The 22,222-nt window shown below is 60.9% G+C and carries 12 protein-coding genes and 1 pseudogene; 8 read left to right on the top strand and 5 right to left on the bottom strand.

All coding sequences use genetic code 11. The features are described from left to right. Window positions 1-10: 10 nt before the first annotated feature. The 3 genes from BFN67_RS06340 to BFN67_RS06330 form a co-directional block, all read right to left on the bottom strand. Window positions 11-928, bottom strand: coding sequence for a carbohydrate ABC transporter permease (locus BFN67_RS06340; protein WP_080918786.1), 918 nt, complete (start codon window positions 926-928; stop codon window positions 11-13). Continuing rightward, window positions 925-2,028: a carbohydrate ABC transporter permease gene (locus tag BFN67_RS06335; RefSeq protein WP_080918785.1), complete on the bottom strand. Its 1,104-nt coding sequence runs from the start codon at window positions 2,026-2,028 to the stop codon at window positions 925-927. Before BFN67_RS06335 ends, BFN67_RS06340 begins: the two co-directional genes overlap by 4 nt. Before the next feature lie 100 nt (window positions 2,029-2,128). Further along, complete coding sequence (locus tag BFN67_RS06330; protein WP_080918784.1) at window positions 2,129-3,790, bottom strand: extracellular solute-binding protein; 1,662 nt, start codon at window positions 3,788-3,790, stop codon at window positions 2,129-2,131. 189 nt (window positions 3,791-3,979) lie between these two features. Between BFN67_RS06330 and BFN67_RS06325 the strand changes: the two genes are divergently transcribed. The 5 genes and pseudogenes from BFN67_RS06325 to BFN67_RS25175 form a co-directional block, all read left to right on the top strand. Beyond that, on the top strand, window positions 3,980-5,035 hold the full coding sequence (locus tag BFN67_RS06325) for an ABC transporter ATP-binding protein (RefSeq protein WP_080918783.1): 1,056 nt from the start codon (window positions 3,980-3,982) through the stop codon (window positions 5,033-5,035). Between the two features lie 22 nt (window positions 5,036-5,057). Then, a complete protein-coding gene (locus BFN67_RS06320; protein WP_080918782.1) occupies window positions 5,058-5,513 on the top strand; it encodes an RbsD/FucU family protein in 456 nt (151 codons plus the stop codon). A 4-nt stretch (window positions 5,514-5,517) separates the two neighbouring features. Beyond that, entirely contained in the window at window positions 5,518-6,459 is a 942-nt protein-coding gene (gene rbsK / locus BFN67_RS06315) for a ribokinase (RefSeq protein ID WP_245295169.1), read from the top strand. 632 nt (window positions 6,460-7,091) lie between these two features. Continuing rightward, entirely contained in the window at window positions 7,092-7,232 is a 141-nt protein-coding gene (locus BFN67_RS23910) for a hypothetical protein (RefSeq protein WP_158083481.1), read from the top strand. Between the two features lie 15 nt (window positions 7,233-7,247). Beyond that, a pseudogene (locus BFN67_RS25175) lies at window positions 7,248-7,376 on the top strand (hypothetical protein); the annotation flags it as partial. 21 nt (window positions 7,377-7,397) lie between these two features. Here BFN67_RS25175 and BFN67_RS06300 read toward each other — a convergent pair. Together BFN67_RS06300 and BFN67_RS06295 are read right to left on the bottom strand one after the other, a co-directional pair. Next, window positions 7,398-8,093 (bottom strand): response regulator transcription factor, encoded by a 696-nt coding sequence (locus BFN67_RS06300; RefSeq protein ID WP_080918779.1) that lies wholly within the window; start codon window positions 8,091-8,093, stop codon window positions 7,398-7,400. Next, a complete protein-coding gene (locus BFN67_RS06295; RefSeq protein ID WP_245295168.1) occupies window positions 8,090-9,811 on the bottom strand; it encodes a sensor histidine kinase in 1,722 nt (573 codons plus the stop codon). Before BFN67_RS06295 ends, BFN67_RS06300 begins: the two co-directional genes overlap by 4 nt. A 256-nt stretch (window positions 9,812-10,067) precedes the next feature. Between BFN67_RS06295 and BFN67_RS06290 the strand changes: the two genes are divergently transcribed. The 3 genes from BFN67_RS06290 to BFN67_RS06280 all read left to right on the top strand — a co-directional run bounded on the left by BFN67_RS06290 (window position 10,068) and on the right by BFN67_RS06280 (window position 22,162). Continuing rightward, the gene (locus BFN67_RS06290; protein WP_139789050.1) at window positions 10,068-10,355 is read left to right on the top strand and encodes a hypothetical protein; all 288 of its coding nucleotides are present in this window, start codon (window positions 10,068-10,070) and stop codon (window positions 10,353-10,355) included. Window positions 10,356-10,421: 66 nt separating this feature from the next. Further along, a complete protein-coding gene (locus tag BFN67_RS06285; RefSeq protein ID WP_080918776.1) occupies window positions 10,422-11,399 on the top strand; it encodes a helix-turn-helix transcriptional regulator in 978 nt (325 codons plus the stop codon). 377 nt (window positions 11,400-11,776) lie between these two features. Continuing rightward, on the top strand, window positions 11,777-22,162 hold the full coding sequence (locus tag BFN67_RS06280; RefSeq protein ID WP_245295167.1) for an autotransporter outer membrane beta-barrel domain-containing protein: 10,386 nt from the start codon (window positions 11,777-11,779) through the stop codon (window positions 22,160-22,162). Window positions 22,163-22,222: the final 60 nt, after the last annotated feature.

Genomic DNA, 22,222 nt, shown 5'->3' with positions numbered 1-22,222 from the left:
TTGCGCGGGGTTACTTCACCGCGCCGGCCGTCATGCCCTTGATGAGATAGCGTTCGAGCCCGATCCCGATCACGATAAGCGGCAGGATCGCCGCCAGCGACAGCGCCGCCATCGACCACCAGGCGATGCCCTGGCTGCCGGTTTGCGACGCCACCATGACCGGTAGCGTGTTTGCGTTGGTCGAGGTGAGCAGGGATGCAAAGAAATACTCGTTCCACGTCAGCACGAGGCTCAGGATGAAGGCGGCAACCATGCCGGGTAGGGCAATCGGCAGGATGACGCGGAAGAATGCACCCCAGATGGACAGTCCGTCCATCAGCGCCGCCTCTTCGAGGTCGGAGGGAATGGAGGAAAACTGGTCGCGCATGATCCAGATCACGATCGGCAACACGGAAAGCGTATAGAGCAGGATCAGCCCGATGCGCGTGTCCAGCAGCGCCAGTTCCCGGTAGAGAAGCAGGAAGGGCAGCGCCAGGACGACCGGCGGCAGGATCAGTTGCGATAGGAAGAAGAACAGGATGTCGGAATTCTTCATGAAGCCGAAGCGGTAGGAGAAACGCGACAGGCCGTAGGCCGCCAGAGAGCCCAGCATGACCGCCAGCGCCGAGGAAACGACCGAGACGATCACGGAATTCATGAACCGCTTCATGAATTCGTCACGTACGGTGCTGGAAGCGGTGATCGTCTCCGGCGACAGGCCGAGCGATCGCCAGCCAAGCCAGGCGGGGTCATAGTCTATCCAGGGAATGAGCGCGCCCTTCATGACGGCAGGCGCCATCTTGAAGCTGGTCGTTATTGTCCAATAGATCGGAAACAGGCAGATTATCGCCCACAGGATGAGCAGGAGATAGATCGTCGTCTTGGTGCCGAAACGCCATGCGCGCCCCGCACTATCCGCCTCATTGTCGTGAACTGCCTGGATGGTCATGTGCGTGGCCTCGAGAAGCGGTCCGCCAGCTTCATCAGAATGGTCATGAAAATGACTATGAGGACGAGATAGAACATTGCCAGCATCGTGCCGTAGCCGACATTCGAGCGGTCGCGATATTCGCGGAAGATGAACGAGGTCACGGTGTCGGTCGCGCCGCCCGGTCCGCCGGCCGTCAGGTTGATGACGATATCGGCGAGTTTCAGCTTGAAGATGATGCGGATCATGACTGCGGTGATCGAGACAGGGAGCATCAGCGGGAAAACGATCTCCCAGAACGTCTTCCACGGCCCGGCCCCATCCACGCGTGCGGCTTCCGTCAGGTCCTTCGGAATGGCCTGAAGCCCGGCCAGGATCATGATCATCATGAAGGGGATGAAGGTCCAGGCATCCAGCATCATGATGATCAGGCGCGCGATTTCAGGCGAGCCGAAGAAGGATGGCGTTTCCCAGCCGAGCCAGCGGGCAAGGCGGGCGATAGGCCCGAACCGGATTTCCAGCATGGATTTGCCGATCATCCAGCTTACAGCCACCGGCGACAGCATCAACGGCAGGAGGAAGGCGACGCGAAAGAATTTGCGCGCCTTTATGTCGGCGTTCAAAAGCAGGGCAAGACCGAAGGCGATGGCATATTCGACGAAGATCGCCAGCGTGTACCACACCATGTTGAGCAGGGCGTTCCAGTAGAACGGGTCGGCCCACATCTGGCGAACATTGTCCAGGCCATTGAATTGCCGCCCCAGCGGTGAGGCGAGATTCCAGTTCGAAAAGGCGATGATGAGCCCGAACAACAGTGGGAAAACCGTCAGCGAAACGACAAAGAGTGCTGCAGGAAGCACGAACAGCACCCGCTTGCCGTGCTCGCCATAGATGAGCACCTTGCTCCAACACAGGCACACCGACCACAAAATGTAAGCATAGAGCGTCGGCCTCCATGTCTGGAAGCCAAAATCGGCATACCCGCTGACCTGGGCGTATTGGGCGATTGCGATGCCGGCCAGCAGCAGGGCGGACGCCCAGACGATGCCGTGCCCGAACATGCGCCGCGAATCGGAAATGTCGTCTTCCGTGACGACATGAAGAAGATCGCCTTGGCTCATCGGTTCGGTGGCCCCTGGTTTTCCATGATGCGGCTACGGATGGCCATCTGATGGGAGATGAAAAAGGCGCGCATGCCTGTGCATGCGCGCCCGGTTGGCATCAGGACATACCAAGCGATGCCTTGTAGAGCTTGATCTGGCTGTCACGCCCGATCTGGTCGGTGATCTTCTCCCAGGCGGCGGCAATGGCGTCGGCCGTTTCCTGTGCCGATTTGTACTGGCCTGCATAGCCCTTGGCCAGTTCGTCTTCAGCCACGGAATAATACTGGAAGATGCCCGGAATGCGTGGCTCGATGGCCGCGTTGGGGTGATTGTAGCTGTCCGCGTTGCTGCCGAGGTAATCCTCGATATAGGCACGGTCGTAACCCGCCTTTTCCCACTCATCGAAATTGAAGTGAGACTTGCGATAAGGCTGGAAGCCCGAGGGATAGGCCGAAGTCCACAGGCTCAGGTCCTTGCCGCCGAGATGCGCGGCAGCCGACCATGCAGCCTTGCGTTTGTTTTCATCTCCCGCGGCGCGCTTGGTGACGTAAACGCCCCAACCGAGAAAGGCCATATTGGGTGCGAAATTGCCCCCTTCCGGCGTTTCCCACTCGCCTGTCTTCGAATTATAGACGCGATCCGAGCCGGGATTGATGGAGAACTCAACGACGTCGCCGACGACGGACGTGTTGGAGGTGCGCGCCATCGAGCCCACATCGCCCCACCAGCACAAGCCGGCGCCGGTGCCTGCCAGGAATTGCTGGAAGGCGGTGGTGCCGGGGTCGGCATTGATCTGGTCCGCGGGATAGGCGCCCGCGGCAATGAGGTCCATCACATCCTGGATGGCCTGCACCCAGGCCGGATTGTTGACGCGCGGCTTCATCGTGTCCGGATCGAACAGCCAGGCCGGGTCGCTCGGATGTTTGGCATAGGCGGACGCGCGATCTTCCAGGAAATAGAAACCGAACCCGCCCCAGCCCTTCAGCGGATCGAGGAAGCCGAAGGCCGGCAAGCCGGTGAGCGGGTCCTTCTGGCCTTTGATCTTCTTCGAGAACTCATCCATCTGCTGCCAGGTCTTGGGCATGGTGGTCATGCCCGTGGCGCCGGAGATGGCGGAATCGGTCAGGTAATCCTTACGGAACGACAGGGTGTGGCAATCGCCATCGACGGTGACGCGATAGGTCTTGCCGTCCCAGGTGCCGACCGGCGGCTTGAGGTACTCGACCAGGTCGTCCATATCGACCTGCGTCTTGACCCAATCCGGCATTTCGTCCAGCAGGCCCTTGCTCGCGGTATCGCCTTCGAACGGCGCACCCATTTCGAGGATGTCGAAATCGACGGTCCCGGTTGCGATCGACTGCTGCAGGCGGGCGTTGTAGTCGGCCTGCGCCAGGTCGATCCAGCTGATTTTCGCACCGGTATAGGTTTCCCAAGGCTTGAGGAACCCCCGGAACAGGAAGTTGTGCAGGTTCTGGTTGTTCAGGCCCATGAACGTCAACTCGATGCCCGCGAATTCGCCTTCCTTGACGCTGGCCTTGGTGGCGCCCAGGCACAGTTCACCGACCTTTTGCCAGTCCGCGTCCGTCGGCGATCCCGCGCCGACGCCTGGAATCTGCAGAATCTGGGCGCGCAGCGCCTCGTCGGCCATGGCCGGTCCGGCAAGGGCGCCAAGCCCTGCTGCCGAGGCGGCAGATAGCGCCGCCATGCTGGCGGCTCCCTTCAGCACGTCGCGGCGCGTTGCGCCGCGACGCATCAATTGGTCGTACAGTCCTACTTTCATTCAACTTCCTCCCAGCTTCGGGTCACCCTGTGGTGGCCGAAAAATTCACTGTTGAAACTCGCGTTTCGCCAATGCTTTGATCAATTCTGTCAGAACCCATTGCGGAGTCAACGCCGCGATGTAATAGATTTCGCTCATATGCTTCGTTAGGGTTCGTGCCCTGGCTCAATAAAAAATGAGAAGGGGGACATGGCAGAAGTCGCTATCCGTGACGTGGCTAAATCGTATGGGGCGACGCAGGTCCTTCACGGCGTCAACATCGGTATTTCCGACGGGCAGTTCGTGGTGCTGGTGGGGCCGTCCGGTTGTGGCAAGTCAACCCTGCTGCGCATGGTTGCCGGGCTGGAAAGCGTGACGGCGGGCAACATCGTCATCGGTGGCAAGGCGGTGAACAATCTGTCGCCCGCGCGCCGCGACATCGCCATGGTGTTCCAGAGCTACGCCCTCTACCCGCACAAGACGGTCGAACAGAACATGGGCTTTGCATTGAAGCTCAAGAAGGTCGATCCGAAAGTGGTGGAGCAGAAGGTGCGCGCGGCAGCCGACATATTGGCGCTGACCCCGCTTTTGAAACGCTATCCGCGTCAGCTTTCGGGCGGCCAGCGCCAGCGTGTCGCCATGGGCCGCGCCATCGTGCGCGATCCGCAGGTCTTTCTGTTCGATGAGCCGCTGTCCAACCTCGATGCCCAATTGCGTGTGCAGATGCGCACAGAGATCAAGGAACTGCACCAGCGGCTCAAGACGACCACCATCTATGTCACGCACGACCAGATCGAGGCGATGACCATGGCCGACAAGATCGTCGTCATGCATGATGGCCGGGTCGAACAGATCGGCGCGCCGTTGGAACTGTTCGATCGCCCGGCCAATCTGTTCGTCGCGGGTTTCATCGGCTCGCCTTCGATGAACCGTCTCAAGGGCGTGGTCACGCGCGGCGGCGGCTCGATCGACGTCGGCGGGGCAGTGCTGCCCATGCCGCCGGGCATGTCCCTGGCGGAGGGCCGGGAGGTCGTGTTCGGCATCAGGCCGGAACATTTCGATCTCGTCGACGATGGCGTCGAGGTTCAGATCATCCTGATGGAACCGACCGGATCGGAAACGCTGGTTTACACCCACGCAGGCAAAACGGAGATCGTTGCCCTGTTCAGGGAGCGGCATCAATTCGAGCCGGGCGCGACGATCCGGATCAAGCCCCGGGAAGGGCATATCCATATTTTCGACGCGGTCAGCGGCAAACGTATCTGATCGAGGCAACAGGCAGGACGACATGCTCAAGGGAATCAATCCGCTGCTTAACGCAGATGTTCTTTATGCGTTACGCGCGATGGGGCACGGCGACGATCTCATCATTGCCGACACCAACTTCCCCTCGGATTCGATTGCCCGCCAGACACGGCTTGGCCGGGTGCTCAGGATCGACAATGTGACTGCCGCTGAGGCTGCCGAGGCCATTTTGTCGCTTTATCCGCTGGATTCTTTTGTCGATGATGCGGCAGGGCGAATGGAAATCGTCGGGCAGCCGAATGAGGTTCCGCCGGTACAGCAGGAGGTCCAGGCGGTCCTCGATCGCGCCGAAGGCCAATCGCGGCCGATGATCGGCGTCGAGCGCTATGCCTTTTACGAACGCGCCAAGCAGGCCTATTGCGTGATCCAGACGGGCGAACGCCGGTTCTATGGCTGCTTCGCCTTCCGCAAGGGCGTCGTTCCCCCGGAAGCGGAGTAGGGAGGTGCCCGGTCCGGTTGTCATACTCGGCGTCTTCGTCGCCGATACCGCTTATCGTGCGCCGCGCCAGCCGGTCATGGGCGAAACCATACTCGGATCGGGCTTTAAGCTCGGCCCTGGAGGAAAAGGTTCCAACCAGGCGGTGGCGGCGGCGAAACTGGAGGTCGAGACACATTTCATCACCCGTCTCGGCGTCGACACTTTCGCCGACATGGCAATGGAGACGTGGCGCGATGCCGGCGTCAGCCCGGCGGTGATCGCCACGCCCGAAAGCTATACGGGTGCGGCCTATATCTTTATCGATGACCGCACCGGCGATAATGCCATCATCGTTTCGCCGGGCGCCGCCGCCCTCATCACGTCGCGCGACATTGAGGCCCGTGCGGCATTGATCCGCTCGGCAAGCGTGTTTGTCACGCAACTCGAACAGCCGGTCGATGCGGCCATCCGCGCCTTGCAGATTGCCCGCGAGGCTGGTGTGACAACCGTCCTCAACCCGGCGCCGGCCGCCGATCTGCCCGACGCGCTCTATCCGCTCTGCGATTACATTACGCCAAACGAGACTGAGGCCGAGGCTTTGACTGGGCGTTCAGTGGCGAATGTCGAAGACGCCAGAGCCGCGGCCGAAATCCTGCTGGCTAAGGGTGCGCGGGCGGCGATCATTACGCTTGGCGAACGCGGTGCACTCCTTCACGGCAAGGACCAGTCTATTCACTTTCCCGCGGTTTCCGCCGGTCCGGTTGTCGAGACGACAGGTGCCGGCGATGCGTTCAATGGCGGCTTTGCCGCCGCCCTCGCCAAAGGGTTTTCCGCCGTCGAAGCGGTTCGGTTCGGCTGTGCCGTGGCCGGCATCTCCGTCACGCGCGCCGGCACTGCGCCTTCCATGCCCTCGCTGGCCGAAACGATGAGCCTCTATCCAGGGCATTTGCATGGTAGTAGTTCATGATCAACTGGGTTCTGAGCAGCGGGCACATGGATGAAGGTGTAGAATATCACAATCGTCTTTCGATTCGGAGAGCGTAGTTATCCGTAACAAGGTCCGTCGCAGAGCACTAACCGTTTATGGTTCGGCGACTTGAGGTTGCCAGCCGTCTGTAAGTGATCCGGGATGGGCGATCCGCAGGTAAACCACCGTTACGTTCGAGGGGTTGCCGTATCCGAAGGGTTGCGTCTCAATTAGCCAAACACGCCCCACGCCCAGGAATGTAGTGGCGCTGATGTCCCGGTCTTCAGAATGGTGTCACACATGCGTAGAGGAACTCACGCTACAGCATAAATTCGCGTGCCGCAGCCGGGCAAGTGAATGCCGAGATCAGCGAGCTTTATCCGTTGGACGAGCGCCGGACCTCCTACCGGAAGTCACGCGGTGTCGTTCCTACCGCAAGAACAATCGGGCCTTTGTGTAACAGAAGAACGGATCGCTCGTCCGCCGCATTGTCGGCTATCATCGCTACAAAGGCGTTGCAGCTGCCGCCGTTCTTGCCGATCTATACCGGTTGGTTCGGCTCGTCGTGAATTTCTTCCAATGTTCATTCAAGCTGCGGGAAAGGTTCTGTCGCAAACCTTTTGGAAAGGTCATTGCAGGCGAGGTATGGCCTCAATAGCGGAGCAGCTCGCGATCCGCCGATCCAATTCCATGTCGGCTTCTGGGGCAAGGGCACGCTCACTATCGCCGATGGCGGTAAGGTCCAGACCGGCTTTACGACGCCGGGTACCTAGGGCGGTTCTACCGGCACTGCGACGATGACCGGCGGCGGCTCGGTTTGGAACATCAGCGATGACTTCGAGGTAGGCGTCAAGGGCGCCGCTTGCTGGAATTGCTACCCAAGCACCCTTCAAAAAGTTTGCAACACAACCATATGAAATGCACCGACATCTGTGTGTTCATTCCACTGTGGCTTGGGCCGTGAAAGTATAGCCCACCCCATAGATCACCTTGATCGGCGCGGGAAGCTTCAAATGACGCTCGATCTTGTGGCGCAGCCGGCTGACGAGGGCGTCGAGATGGCGGTTGTCGAAACTGGAGCGGGGACGCATCAGTATTTCCATCAGTTGCTCTCGCCCGCAAACCTCGCGTGCTCGCGTGCAGAGCATGTTCATGAAGGCAAATTCGGTCGCCGTGAGTCTGAGCGCATGCTGGTTTGGCGCAGTCAGACGCCAGTTCGTGCTGTCGAGGATCCAGCGGTCGTCATGGCCTGACACTGGACCGGAAAAATCACCGGTTCGTCGCAACAGGCTGCGGATCGCCGCTTCGACCTCCCGCAACGTACTCTCCTTGACGAGGTAGATGTCGGCGCCACTTTCAAAGCCTTGGATGCGGTCTTCGCTGCTGCCGAGCGCTGTCAGCATGACAATGCCGCAAGCGTGGGCCCGGCGGATTTCGGCTGCCAGTTCGAACCCGTTTCCGTCGGGCAACCCGACATCGAGGACGATGACGGCGGGCGAATCGCCGCCAGCCAGCACTTCGCGCATTTCTCGTGCCGTCGCCACCCCAGTGGTGGTAAAACCTCTCAGCATGAGGAAATCCGATAAATCCGTACGCTGTCGGGGGTCATCCTCGACGATGAGAATGTGCGTCATGCAGTGGCCCATTCCAGCATGATCTTGTCGGATGAGCCGGGTGACAGAGGCACACGCACGATGGCTGTTGTTCCGCCCTCGCCGTTCGGCTCAAGTTGCAGCGTCCCTCCGTGATAGGCAAGGAGCCGCCGTGCTGAGTAGAGCCCGAGGCCGGCTCCGGCAACAGTCTTGGCATTGGAGGCTCGAAAGAAGCGGCGGCCGATCTTGCCCAATTCAGCAGCAGGGATGCCAATGCCGCGATCGCGCACCTCGATCACCACGGCGCCACGCCCCTGACTGGCGGTAACGCGGACTGGTCGATCGGCGGGAGAGTATTTGAGAGCGTTATCGACCAGATTGATGATGACGGTTGCCAGCATATCGGGATCGACGTTGAAGGATGAGGTTTTGTCTTCGACGACAAAGTGCAGACGGTTCACCTGTGCCGTCATCTCGAAGTGCAGCCGTACGTCTCCCAGAAAGGAGACGACCTGGATACGCTCAGGTTGAAAGCCATTGTCTCGATCGTTCGTCATGAACCGGTCGATCAGGGAGAACAGGCGATTGAGGGCGTTGTCGATTCCTGAAAGCCGTTCGCGTGTCGCTTCGGGAAATTCACCGGCAGTGAGGCGGATCATCTCGACGGCGTTGCGAATTACCGCAAGCGGCGTGCGGAATTCGTGACCGACGACACGCATGAAGTCCGCTTGTTCCTGTCGCAGGTCGCGTTCCGCTTCAAGGCTGGTATTCAACCTGCTTTCCAGTCTGCGCATGCGCATCACCTCCTTCGACAGCGCATCGTTTTTCTCACGCAGCTCGGCGGACAATCGTGAACTGACCATGAAGAGCAGGCAGGCAAAGAATGCGATCAGGAAGAGCGTGCCCTGTAGCAGATACCAGGCATTGCGGTCGGCAAGCACCGGGGCACTCTGGAAGTCGGACGGCAACCGAAATTCGATGATGCTGTGGGCGATGCTGGCGACCAAGTATTCGGCCAACACGCCGATCGTAATCCAGCGCAGCAGGCGCGGTTGCGTTCGGTCGCGCATGAGAGCCAGGCACATCATCGACATGATGACCACGGTGAAGAGAGTCGAGGTATGGATGCGGACGGCAATGTTATCCGGCGCCGCCGTCAAAGCGACGCTCCAGGTCACAGTTTGAAAGAGCAGCAGAAAAATGCCGATCCAGCTATAACGCGACTGCCCCAGGAAACGGGCGAGCCCTTCAGCGAGCAGCACGAGACCCAGCTTGAGTATGGTGTTGTACAGGACGATCTCAAGTGTCGCCGGATGTTGCCCGCGAAGAAGCGTCAACAATACGCCCACCGCAATCGCAATGAAACCGGCGGCAAGAAATTTCAGCTGATAGAGATGGCGCCATGCCCGCCAGACAAAAATCCAGGCCACCGCCTGGAGGCTTGCCGTTGCCAGCGTGACGACCAGAATCGTCCTGAGATCAAGCATCTCTGCGCTTTCATACCCGATCCCTTGCCTTAATCCCGCCCAGATTCGACGCCGGAACTTTGCAGGTGTTGAACCGAAGCGCAAGCATGGCTGGCCATTGCAAGAATTCATCAGAATTCGTTGGAATTGATCGGTGGAATTTTTGCGATGACGCCTTACTCTGAACCGTACACTTTGTGACGCTTTGTCAGACAATAAATTATTGAAAGTGCGCCTTTTTGTATGCGTGGCGGACGCGTGCGGAACGACGTATTCGGCATGCCGGGCGAACAATTCCGTGAGGTCGCTCCGGGCAAAAAAAGGGCACAGGACGGGCTACCAAACGGACTCTGTCGCACGAGGGGGCATCATGAGACCTAGCAGGAATTGTTCGAGTGGGCTTGCGTGGTCCGCCGGGCCGCTCGCCTTGATTCCGGCCTGTCGGCCGATGACCTTCCTCGCATTGCCTCATCGCAGGCGATGCGAATCCAAACCATGAGCATGAGAGGAATCGAAGTAGTCGGTCGAAGGTCAAATGCGGGGTGACACCATGGACCAGATCAATGCAGTAGCCGAAGTGATCGCGTGCATCGTACTGTTTCCTTCAATCATGAGGGCGTGGCGCCTGAAGATCGTTCAGGGCGTGCATTGGCTGACCCCGGCATTCTTCTGGAGTTACGGGATCTGGAACCTGTTCTACTACCATAGTCTGGAGCAGTGGTGGTCGGGCCTGGCTGCGATCCTTCTGGCTACCCAGAATACCGTCTGGCTTCTCATGGTTCTTCGATACACGCCACGGCGTGATCCGAGGCGCGCGTCACCGAACCCAATTAACTGACGTGAACGTGCTGGCGGTAGCCGTTGCGGCCTGTGCGACGGCATGCCCGAAAAACAGAAAAAATAGATGTCTCAGAACCGGTTGAGTCTCGTCGGGGCCGATGCCATTGCCGAGACATTGGAAGAACACTCTTCCGGCACGCATTATGAGATCGAGCGGCCCGATGGGGTGCCCTGTGAGATGCAGGCGCGATTTCAGGATATCGACGGCGTAAGCGTTGCCGCTTTGGCCGGCAACTACGCGGTGCGCGCCACGAGCAGAATCGACAGTCCGGTACTAACCCTCACCTTCGTGACGAAAGGTCCGATGGCGATTTCCGCGAGCGTCGGCGCACAGAACATAGATGCCGGCGAGGGCGATTGTCTGGTCACGCCCGTCAATGAAGGCAGGTTGGCCCAAATCGCTCCGGAAGGAACAAAACTGGTCGTTGATGTTCCGGAGCGCATTCTCAGCGATGTGCTTAGCCGTCATTTCCATATCGAACCGCCGCGTCGAATCGACTGGCATCCCCTGGTTCGCCGCGAGCAATCAAGCCTGGCCGTTTTGCAGCGCCTCATAATCGACGCCCACAACATGCTGGAATCGATACAGACGGGGGATATCCCGAGCCGTCACGCCGTTCTGGCCAGCCAGTATCGCGATCTCATCGTCTCGTCGCTTTTGCTCACTCTGCCGAATTCGATCATGGACACCCTGTCGAGAGACAATGACCGTCTGACGCCAAGAGCGATCCGACGGGCGCTTGATTTCATGCGTGCCAATCTCGCCGAACCGATAACCATCGACATGATCGCCAGCGCGGCTGGTTGCAGTCCACGTGCGCTTCACTACACCTTCCGGCAGCAATATCAGACAACACCGATGATCTATCTGAGACAAATGCGTCTGGAGGCCGCCGAGGAACTTTTACGCTCAGGCTCATATGCCAATCTCACCGATGTTGCCTTGTCGGTCGGATTTCGCAATCCAGGACGGTTTTCCGGCGCGTTTCGGAGGCGTTTTGGCTATCTCCCCTCGCACTTCGAGAGAGGAATAGCCGGCTAAATAGCGCCGCGCCATCGAAGAGTCGTCGAGAGATCGGCAGAAAAACGATCTCGCCACAATCAGTGCCAAGGATAAGGCGGCAATGCCGGCATCGCGGCGCCAAGCAAAATTCCTGACATTCATCAAACGCGTCGCGCCCATACAGATTATTGCACGATCGGTACAAATCCTGCGGGATCTGAATATACGACACGTGGCGCAATGGGGTCTCTGCACGGTGTGAATCACCACTGGAGGGGCCGATGATTCGTTCGTCGATGACATCCACTGTGCCGGACTCGGGTCTGGGATCGGCTGAGACCTTACGCGGCGATTGCCGTAAGCCCATTGGATCGCATGACGTTCGCTGGTGGTTCCGGACACTTCGCGGCGGGCGCATGACCAAATGGAAAGGCGAGGTCGCCAGCTATGCGCCGAATATTGCCGAGATCGCTGCTCATCTTGCCGGCCGATCTCTGGCGCTGGCGGTTGCCACCGGCCTGGCAGCCGGCGCCGCCGCGGCTGCGGATCGGTATTGGGATCCCAATGGAACGGCCGCCAACCGTGGCGGCTCGGGCGACTGGAATCTGACGTCTTCTTCCTGGAGCCCGAGCGGAGATGGTGTGAGCGGTCCCTATTCCGGCTGGGACAACAACTCGCTCGACAGGGCGTTTTTCGGAGGGACGGGCGGCACCGTAACCTTGACGTCGCCAATCACTCTTGGCGGCATCACCTTCGATGCGGCAGGCTATACGCTGACAGGCGGAACATTGAATTTGGCGGGCTCGACGCCAACGATTGCAACGCTCGGCAACACTACGAGCGCCAGCATCGAATCAATCATCGCGGGCACATCGGGCCTGACCAAGACTGGCACAGGAACACTCAATCTCTCCGGCGCAAATACCTTCACCGGGGATATTTTTCTCAACAACGGCACATTGATCCTCAACGGCGACGCCGCGCTCGGCGCGGCCGCCAACCGCATCGTGACGTCGAACGGCACATCCCTGACCTCGGCCGGAGCGCTGGCTGCCAGCCGCGTCGTCGATTTGAGCGGCGGGTTGACTGATTTGTCGGGCGCGGGTGTCGGCTCCGCCCGCTTCACGGGCGCGGGCGGGATCATTGCGAGAGAAGACGTCAGCCTGACCAATGACGCAAACGATTTCACCGGCCAAGCTACCCTCAATGTCAATGGCGATGCCTATTTCACGTCGGTCGGCAATATCGGTGAGGCTAGTTCGCTGGGAGCCGGCTCTGCAGCCAACGAGCCGGTCCGTTTCACGGCGAGGAACCAATTCGTCGATTCGCTGCACTATATCGGTGACGGAGACAGTTCCAATCGCGATTGGGAGTTCACCTATAGTGGTGGCACCTCTGGCGCCGTCTTCCTCAACAACGGCACCGGCGCGCTGACGCTCACCGGCGACATTTCCACCAATATCCTGGCTGACCGGTTGATGGTCTTCGCCGCGCAAGACGCAGATCTGAACCTGCTGGGTGAGATCAGCAGTGGCACTGACGTTACCATGGACTTCCGGGGCGGTGGCACAAACCGCACCATCGCCTTGGGCGAAGCCAACACCTACAGCGGTGCGACCGTTGTCGGCACGGCCGGTCTTGGCGCGACGGGCCCCGTTACGGTACGCGCCGGCGCGCTCGCAGATACCGGTGTCAGCAGCTCGTTCGGGACTGGCGCCGCTGGCGGCATCACGCTTCTGAACGGCAGTGTCGTCAGCTATACGGGTTCGGGGTCGAGCAGCAACCGGGACTGGACCATCGGCGGAGAAGGTGCGCCCGGTGGAAGCATACTCAATGACGGTAGCGGCGCTCTGGCACTCAGCGGTGCAATCGATTTCGAGGCTGTGGCCGACAATAACCTCGCCCTTGGCGGCAGCTATGGCGGCACCAACACGCTCTCCGGCATCATTTCCGGTACTGGCTCGTTGAAGAGCAGCGGATCGGGCACCTGGGTATTGAGCGGCGCCAATACCTACACCGGCGCGATCGTGGTGGACGGGGGTACCCTGCGTGCCGGCAATGCCTCGGCCTTCGGCAGGACGACTGGTGTCACGGTCAATGATGGTACGCTCGACCTGGACGGTTTCGACCTGACGACACCAACCCTGGCGGGCACCGGGGGCACCATTTCGCTCGGCAGCGGCACGCTCTCGGTGGATGGCGATGTCGATACCAGCTATGCAGGCGTCATCGCCGGTAGCGGCGGCCTCGCAAGCGCAGGTGCGGGCACACTCACCCTGGGTGGTGCCAATAGCTATACGGGCGACACCTCGATTGGTGGCGGTGGGCTTACGCTCGATTTCTCAGCTTCGGGCGCCCCGGCGACAAACATCATCTCGTCCGCTTCGACGTTGAACATGGCCGGCGGCAGGCTCGATCTTACTGGCGCAGGCGGTGCAACCAACAGCCAGAGCTTCGACGGCCTGAATATTACAGCCGGCAGCAACCGGATCGCCGCAACCTCGGGCGCCGGTGGAAGCTTATCCGTCGATTTCGGGACAATCACCCGCACCGGCGGACTTGTCGACTTCACCCTGCCGACGAATGGCAACTTCACCACGGACAGTGCCAGCCTCGGCGGCTGGGCGACGGTCAACGGCAGTGACTATGCAAAGGTGGTGGGCGGCGTCATCACCGGTTTCGAGGCGGCGGATTATTCGGCCAAGGACGATGCCGGGAATTGGCTGTCCGGCGAGGTGATCAGTGACGCGGGTGGTGCTGCCGACACGCCCTTCTTCGGCACGCTCAGCGGCAGTCAGCAGCTTGCCGGATTGAAATACGCAGCGGCGGCGGACTCGACGGTGAACATCGGCGCCGGCCAGACGGTGGGTGTCGACGGCACCATTATCGTGGCTTCGTCGGTGGGAGCCAGCAATCAGACCATCAGCGGCGGCTCGCTAGCCGGTGCGACCGGTAGTGGCACGCTCGGCATCCTGCAGAACGGCGCGGGCAACTTCACCATCGCTTCGGAGATCGTCGACAATGGTGGCGCCACCGGTTTTACCAAGGGCGGCTCCGGGCTCGTCACGCTGACGGGCACCAATAGTTATACCGGCGTGACGACGCTGAGCGGTGGCACGCTGGAGATCGGTTCCATTGCCAATGGTGGTTCGGCAAGCAGCATCGGCGCCTCGACGGCGGATGCCTCCAATCTGGTGCTCGAAAGCGGCGCTCTGCGTTATACCGGTGCGAGCACTTCGACCGATCGCGGGTTTACCCTCGTCAATGGCGGCGCGTCGCGAACGATCGATGTTGCCGCGGGTGGCGCCGATCTGACCTTCCAAGGTCTGGTGACCGGCGCTAACGATGCCGGGTTTACAAAGGCTGGCGCGGGCACGCTGACGCTGGCGAATGCCGGCAATGACTATGCCGGCGTGACGATGGTTTCCGGAGGCAAGCTGTCGGTCAACACGTTGGCCGACGGTGGAGCGGCCAGTGGTATCGGCGCGGCGAGCAACGACTCGGCCAATATCGTGCTGGCCGGCGGCACCCTCGACTTTACCGGTGGTACGACCAGCACCGACCGCGGTTTCACGCTTGGTGCCGGTGGCGGCGGCATTGGTGTGGAGGCTGCGGGGACGGTCCTGACCATGACCGGCACAGCCGTCGGCAGCGGCGGGTTGCGCAAGGAAGGCGACGGTACGTTGGTGCTGGCCGGCATCAATACCTATACGGGTACCACGGTCGTCAATGGCGGCACGCTGCGCGCTGGCTCCTCCCAGGCGTTCGGCTCGGAAACGAACAATATTCTGGTCAACGCCAGCGGTACGCTCGATCTCGGCGGATACGATATGACCGCCGGCGCACTCAGAGGTGCGGGGACGGTCGATCTCGGGGCTGCCACGCTTACGACAAGCGGGGGCGTCGGCACGTTCACGGGCAGGATGACCGGAACTGGCGGGTTCACGCGCGGGGCCGATGGTTTCGCGCAGACAATGAACGGCTGCAACAACGACTACACCGGTGCGACCACGATCAAGGGTTCGCTCAGTGTCGACTGTCTTGCTGACGGCGGGAGTGACAGCAGTATCGGCGCCTCGAGCAGCGACGCGGCCAATCTTGTCTTCGAGAACGGAACGCTGGGCTATACGGGCGACACCGTCACGACCGACCGTGGATTCACGCTGCAGGAAGGAAATGGAACGATCAGCGTTGCCCAGGCAGCCACGACGCTGGATTTTACCGGTCAGGTCGTTGGCGCCGGCCGTCTCGTGAAGGGAGGGGACGGTACCCTGGTGCTCTCCGGCAACAATACCTATGCCGGAGGCACACAGTTAATCGGTGGCATCCTGCGCGCCAATTCGAGCAATGCGTTCGGTAGTCTGTCTGGTGCTAGCTTCAATGGCGAGGCCGGCATTCTGCTCGATCTCAACGGATTCGATGCCGCCTTCACCTATCTGAACGGCGGCAACGCTGCCGGAGGGGATATCGCGCTCGGCGGAGCGATTCTCACCATCGGCGGTCCCATCGGATCCGCCGATTTCGGCGGCGACATTACCGGCAACGGCTCGCTTGTCATGAAAGGCGCCAATAGGCAGGGGCTGAGCGGTTGTGGCAGCGACTATACGGGCTCTACGACGATCAACAGCGGAACGCTGGAGGTCAAATGCCTCAATGATGGCGGTCTCGCCAGTTCGATCGGCGCATCGAGCGCGGATGCGGGCAATCTTGTCCTCAATGGTGGCAGGCTGAGCTATATCGGCACGGGCAGCAGCACGGATCGCCAGCTCACGCTTGGCGCTTCCGCCGACAGTGCGCTCGTTGCCGGGGGCACAGGCGCGGTCAGCTTCACCAATACCGCGCCGATCACCTTCGCCACCGCGAACAGTGCGCAGACGCTGAGGCTGACCGGCGACAATACCGATGACAACAGCATTGCCGCCGAGATCGCCGACAACGGCAGCGGCGTGACCTCGCTCATCAAATCCGGTGGCGGCACCTGGATCCTGACCAATTCGGCGAGCACCTATACCGGCGTCACCACGATCGAGGGCGGCGTTCTCGGCGTCGACAAGCTGGCCGACGGAGGGCTGGCCAGCAGCCTTGGCGCGTCGTCCGCCGACGCGTCCAATCTCATCATCGGCAACGGTTCGACGCTGCGCTACACCGGCACGGGGGATAGCACCAATCGCCTGTTCACGCTGGCGGCGGGCACGACCGTCATCGAATCCGCGGGCACCGGCGCGATCGTCTTTACGGATACAGGCCCCGTGACCCTCGCCGGCGATGACCAGAACCGGACCATCGCGCTCGGCGGGACCAATACAGGCGACAACACGCTGGCCGGTTCCATCGGCGATGCCGGCAACGGCGTAACCATCCTTGCCAAGAACAACAGCGGCACCTGGGTGTTGACCGGCAACAACACCTATTCGGGCACCACTGTCATCAATGACGGCACGTTGGTGCTGGGCAATGGCGGTACGACCGGTTCGATCCTCAGCGACACGATCAATCTGGGCACGTTCGCCTTCAATCGTTCGGACAGTTACAGCTACAGCGGACTGATTTCCGGAAGCGGCGGCATCAGCCAGATCGGTTCCGGCACTACGACCCTCACCAGCGCCAACAGCTACAAAGGCACGACGTCGGTTACGGGGGGCACGCTGCTCATTAACGGCGACCAGTCGGCAGCGACCGGACTGACCAGCGTCGCTTCAGGGGGGACGCTCGGCGGGACTGGGATCCTCGGTGGCGATGTCGATCTGACCGGCGGAGGTACGTTAACGCCGGGCAGCAACGGCGTCGGCGAGCTCGCCATCAATGGAGACCTCGCGCTCGGTTCAGCCTCGATCCTCGATTATCAGTTCGGGCAAGCCGATGTCGTCGGCGGCCCGCTCAACGATCTGGTCAGTGTCGGCGGTGACCTCACGCTCGACGGAACGATCAATGTTTCGGTTTCGCCCGGCGGCAGCTTCGATATCGGCCTGTATCGGATCGCCAGCTATGATGGCGCACTCACTGACAATGGTCTGACGGCGGGCACCATTCCGTCGGGAGGTGTCGTCGTCGACACCTCGATCGACGGCCAGATAAATCTGATCAATACCGACGGCCAGTTGCTCAATATCTGGGACGGTGCCGCGGGGCCGAAATTCGACGGTGTGATCAACGGTGGCGACGGCGTCTGGCAAAGCAGTGCCGGCAACAACAACTGGGTCGAAGCCACGGGCGAGCTGAACGCGCCTTATTCCGATGGCTCTTTCGCCATCTTCTCGGCCGCCTCCGGCACGGTCACCATCGACAGTGATCTCGGTGCCGTCAGTGCTTCCGGCATGCAGTTTGCGAGCGACGGTTATCGGATCAACGGCGATCCGCTGACGCTTGCGGGGCCGCAGGCGACGATCCGTGTCGGCGACGGTTCGACCGTGGGCAAGGGGTTCAGTGCGACCATTGCTTCGCAACTGACCGGCGCTAGCGGGTTGGTGAAAACCGATCTTGGCACCCTGATACTCACCGCAGCAAACAGCTACACCGGCGATACCGCCATAAAGGGGGGTACGCTCAGCGTCTCGAGCGACGCCAATCTCGGCGCCGCGGGTGGCGCATTGAGCCTCGATGGCGGCACCTTGCAGACCACGGCCGATCTGACGACCAATCGCATGGTGACTTTCGATGGCGATGGCGCGCTGCTTACCGATGCTGGCACGACGCTCACCCTCGACAACACCGTTTCCGGTTCCGGAGCGTTGACCAAGGATGGGGCCGGTACACTCATTCTCGCTGCCGATGGCAGCTATACCGGAGGAACGGCAATCACCGCCGGCACATTGCAGCTCGGCGATGGCGGCACCGGCGGCGTCGTCGGCGGCGATGTCGTGAATGACGGCACGCTGGCCTTCAACCGGTCCGACAGCGTCGCCTTCGGCGGAATGATCTCCGGCTCGGGCAGCGTCACCCAGATTGGCACGGGAACGACCATTCTCACTGCCGACAACAGCTATACCGGCGGAACGACGATTGCCGGCGGAACGCTGCAGCTCGGTAATGGCGGCACCAGCGGGAGCATTGCTGGCGATGTCGTCAATGACGGCGCGCTGGCGTTCAATCGCTCTGACGAACTGACTTTTGACGGTTTGATCTCCGGCTCGGGCAGCGTCGATCAGATCGGCACCGGAACCGCGATCCTGACCGCGGCCAACAGCTATGCGGGCGCGACGAATGTCGACGCCGGCACGCTGCTCATCAATGGCGATCAATCCGCAGCGACCGGAGCAACCGGCGTCGCCTCGGGTGCAGCGCTGGGCGGCATCGGTATAATTGGCGGCAGTGTAACAGTTGTCGATGGCGCCACGCTCGCGCCGGGCAGCAATGGAGTCGGCACGCTAACCATCAATGGCGATCTGTCACTCGCTGGCGACGCCTCCACGCTTGCCTATGATTTCGGCCGGTCGAACGTCGTGGGTGGTCCACTCAACGATCTTGCCGAAGTGGGCGGCGATCTGACGCTCGACGGAACGATCAACGTAAACCTTTCACCGGGCGGCAGCTTCGATGCTGGCATCTACCGCGTCATCAGCTATGGCGGGGCACTCACGGACAATGGCCTAGACGTTGGCATCATGCCGGCAGGCAGCACATCCGCCGTACAGACTTCCGTGGCCGGGCAGGTTAATCTGGTCAACACCGCCGGGCTTACGCTCAACTTCTGGGACGGTGATGCCGGTCCCAAGTTCGACGGTGCGGTCGATGGCGGCGATGGCGTCTGGCAGAACAATACGGGCAATGACGACTGGACGGATATAGACGGCGTCGTCAACGCTCCCTATGCGGATGATACATTCGCCGTTTTCTCGGCGACCTCGGGAACGGTCACGGTCGACAACAGCCTCGGCCAGGTCAGCGCCTCAGGACTGCAGTTCGCGAGCGACGGCTATACCATTACAGGCGATGCATTGGAACTTACGGGACCACAGGCGACGATCCGCGTCGGCGACGGCACAGCGTCCGGCGCGGACTACAGCGCCGAGATCGCCGCACAACTCACCGGAGCGAGCGAACTCGTCAAGGCTGACCTCGGCACGCTGATCCTCACGGGCGACAACAGCTATACCGGCGGCACCGCCGTCAGCAACGGCACGCTGCTGGTCAATGGCGATCAGTCCGTCGCCTCGGGTTTGACAAGCGTGGGGTCGGCGACCCTCGGCGGTACCGGTATCATCGGCGGTGATGTGACCGTCGCTGCGGGCGGTACGATCACGCCGGGAAGCAATGGCGCCGGAACGCTCACCATCAACGGCAATATGACGCTCGATGGCGGATCGACGCTGGCGATGGAGTTCGGCGAGGCCAATGTCGAAGGCGGTGCTCTCAACGACCTGATCAATGTCGGCGGAGATCTCATCCTCGACGGCACGATCGACGTCGCCGAATCTGTCGGCGGCGACTTCGGCGCCGGTGTCTATCGCGTCATCAACTATGGCGGCGCGTTGACGGACAATGGTCTTGATATCGGATTGATGCCCAACGGCAGTCCCGCAGTCGTTCAGACGGCGATTGCCGGCCAGGTCAATCTGGTGACCTCAAGCGGTATGCTGATGAATTTCTGGGATGGCGAGGCCGGCCCGAAATTCGATGGTGTCATCAATGGCGGCGATGGGGTCTGGCAGGTTGCAGGTGGCAGAAACAACTGGACCGATGATGCCGGCGCACTGAATGCTGCCTACCAGAATGGTGGTTTCGCCGTATTCGGCGGGGAATCGGGCACGGTTACAATCGACAACAGCCTCGGGCAGATCACCGCTTCCGGCATGCAGTTCGCCACGAATGGCTACACGATTACCGGTGACGCGGTGGAACTCGTCGGCGCCCAGGCGACGATCCGAGTCGGCGACGGTACGGTAGCTGGTGGCAACTTTACCGCGACGATCGCCTCGGAGCTCTCCGGCGCGAGCGAATTGGTAAAGTCGGACGCCGGCACGCTCATTCTCGCTGGCACAAATAGCTATAGCGGTGGCACGTCGATCACGGGTGGTACCTTGCAGGTGGCAGCCGATACCGCACTTGGCGGCAAGGCCGGCGGCCTTTCGTTCAACGGTGGCGCGCTGCGCACCACGGCAGACATGACGAGCGATCGCTCGATCGGGCTGACCGGCGACGGCACGGTTCTGACCGATGCGGCAACGACGTTCACCTGGAACGGCCTTCTGTCTGGTGCTGGCGCGTTGACCAAGGACGGCGCAGGCACGCTTGTCTTCACCGCAGATAACAACGGCTATTCTGGCAGCAGCCAGATCAAGGGCGGCACATTAGCGGTCGACGGCATCCTCGGCGGAGAAGTCGACATAGCGGCCGGTGGTCGGCTCGAGGGTAACGGCCAGGTGGACGATGTCACCAATGCGGGTGTCATGGGACCGGGACGCAGCATCGGCACCTTGACGGTTGCAGGCGATTATGTCGGCGACGGCGGCGTGCTCGAAATCGAGACGACCCTGGGCGGAGATAATTCTCCAACGGACCTTCTGGTCGTGGAAGGAGATACTTCCGGCACCACGGCGGTGAATGTCATCAACCGGGGCGGATTGGGTGCCCAAACGCGGGATGGCATCAAGATTATCGACATCGGCGGTGATTCCGACGGCAGCTTCGCCCTCAAGGGAGATTATCTGTTCGAAGGCGAACAGGCTGTCGTCGCGGGCGCTTACGGCTACCGTCTTTACAAAAACGGCATCGTGGATACCGCCGACGGCGACTGGTATTTGCGCTCGACACTGCTCGACCCGCAGGAACCCGGCGAACCCGAGCCTCCGCTCTATCAGCCGGGTGTGCCCGTCTACGAAGGCTATGCTGCCGCGATGCAGCAGCTTAGCAAGCTTGGCACCATGCAGCAGCGTATTGGTAACCGGGTGTGGGGCAAGCGGACACGGGACGATGCGACGAATGGCGCACAGGGCACTGATGCCAAGGAGGATCGGGGCGCTGCCGGCAACGGTGTCTGGGCACGAATCGAAGCCGCCCATGCCGATTTCAAACCGGCACAGTCCACCAGCAGGGCGACTTACGACACCAGCGTGTGGAAATTGCAGACCGGCGTGGACGGACTGCTTGCCGAAAACGATGCCGGGCGTTTTATCGGTGGAGTGTTCGTCCAATACGGCACGGTCTCGTCCAATGTCCGCTCGCCCTATGGCATCGGCGGTATCGACACCACCGGCTATGGGCTCGGCGCGACGCTAACCTGGTACGGGCAGGACGGTTTCTATGCGGACGCTCAAGCACAGGTGACATGGTTCGACAGCGACTTAAGTTCGGCGACTGCCGGAAAGCGGCTCGTGAACGGTAATAATGGTATCGGCTATGGGCTCAGCATCGAAGCAGGCCAGCACATTGCCCTGAGTGGTGCCTGGTCGCTGACCCCGCAGGTCCAGCTTGCCTACTCCTCGGTGAGTTTCGACGACTTCACCGACGCTTTCGGGGCCGATGTTTCTCTCGATCGTAGCCAAAGTCTTGTCGGCCGGTTCGGTATGGCGGCCAATCACGATTTTGAATGGCGCGGAGCGAATGGACAGATCAACCGCTCGCATCTCTACGGCATCGCCAACCTCTATTACGAGTTCGCCGGCAAGTCGCGCGTCATGGTATCCGACGTCTCGTTCGCGAGCCGTAATGACCGGCTTTACGGGGGGCTCGGCGTGGGTGGCACGCTGAACTGGGCGGACGACAAATATGCCATCTATGGTGAGGCGCAGGTCAATACGAGCCTTGAGAACATGGGCGATAACAACGCCATTGGCGGCTCGGTCGGCTTCCGTATGCGTTGGTAAGTTCTTTCGGGCCGTACGAGGGCGAGGCTAAACTTCATCACAACGATTGGCAAGAATGCG

The organism is Manganibacter manganicus, assembly GCF_002075885.1.
GTDB lineage: Bacteria > Pseudomonadota > Alphaproteobacteria > Rhizobiales > Rhizobiaceae > Mesorhizobium > Mesorhizobium manganicum.
Note: the sequence above shows the minus strand (reverse complement) of the source record. Positions and strands in the feature narration are given on the sequence as shown.

Coding starts and splice junctions, on each gene's coding strand:
- BFN67_RS06340 (WP_080918786.1), bottom strand. CDS start 928: ATGACCATCCAGGCAGTTCACGACAATGAGGCGGATAGTGCGGGGCGC.
- BFN67_RS06335 (WP_080918785.1), bottom strand. CDS start 2,028: ATGAGCCAAGGCGATCTTCTTCATGTCGTCACGGAAGACGACATTTCC.
- BFN67_RS06330 (WP_080918784.1), bottom strand. CDS start 3,790: ATGAAAGTAGGACTGTACGACCAATTGATGCGTCGCGGCGCAACGCGC.
- BFN67_RS06325 (WP_080918783.1), top strand. CDS start 3,980: ATGGCAGAAGTCGCTATCCGTGACGTGGCTAAATCGTATGGGGCGACG.
- BFN67_RS06320 (WP_080918782.1), top strand. CDS start 5,058: ATGCTCAAGGGAATCAATCCGCTGCTTAACGCAGATGTTCTTTATGCG.
- BFN67_RS06300 (WP_080918779.1), bottom strand. CDS start 8,093: ATGACGCACATTCTCATCGTCGAGGATGACCCCCGACAGCGTACGGAT.
- BFN67_RS06290 (WP_139789050.1), top strand. CDS start 10,068: ATGGACCAGATCAATGCAGTAGCCGAAGTGATCGCGTGCATCGTACTG.
- BFN67_RS06285 (WP_080918776.1), top strand. CDS start 10,422: ATGTCTCAGAACCGGTTGAGTCTCGTCGGGGCCGATGCCATTGCCGAG.
- BFN67_RS06280 (WP_245295167.1), top strand. CDS start 11,777: ATGACCAAATGGAAAGGCGAGGTCGCCAGCTATGCGCCGAATATTGCC.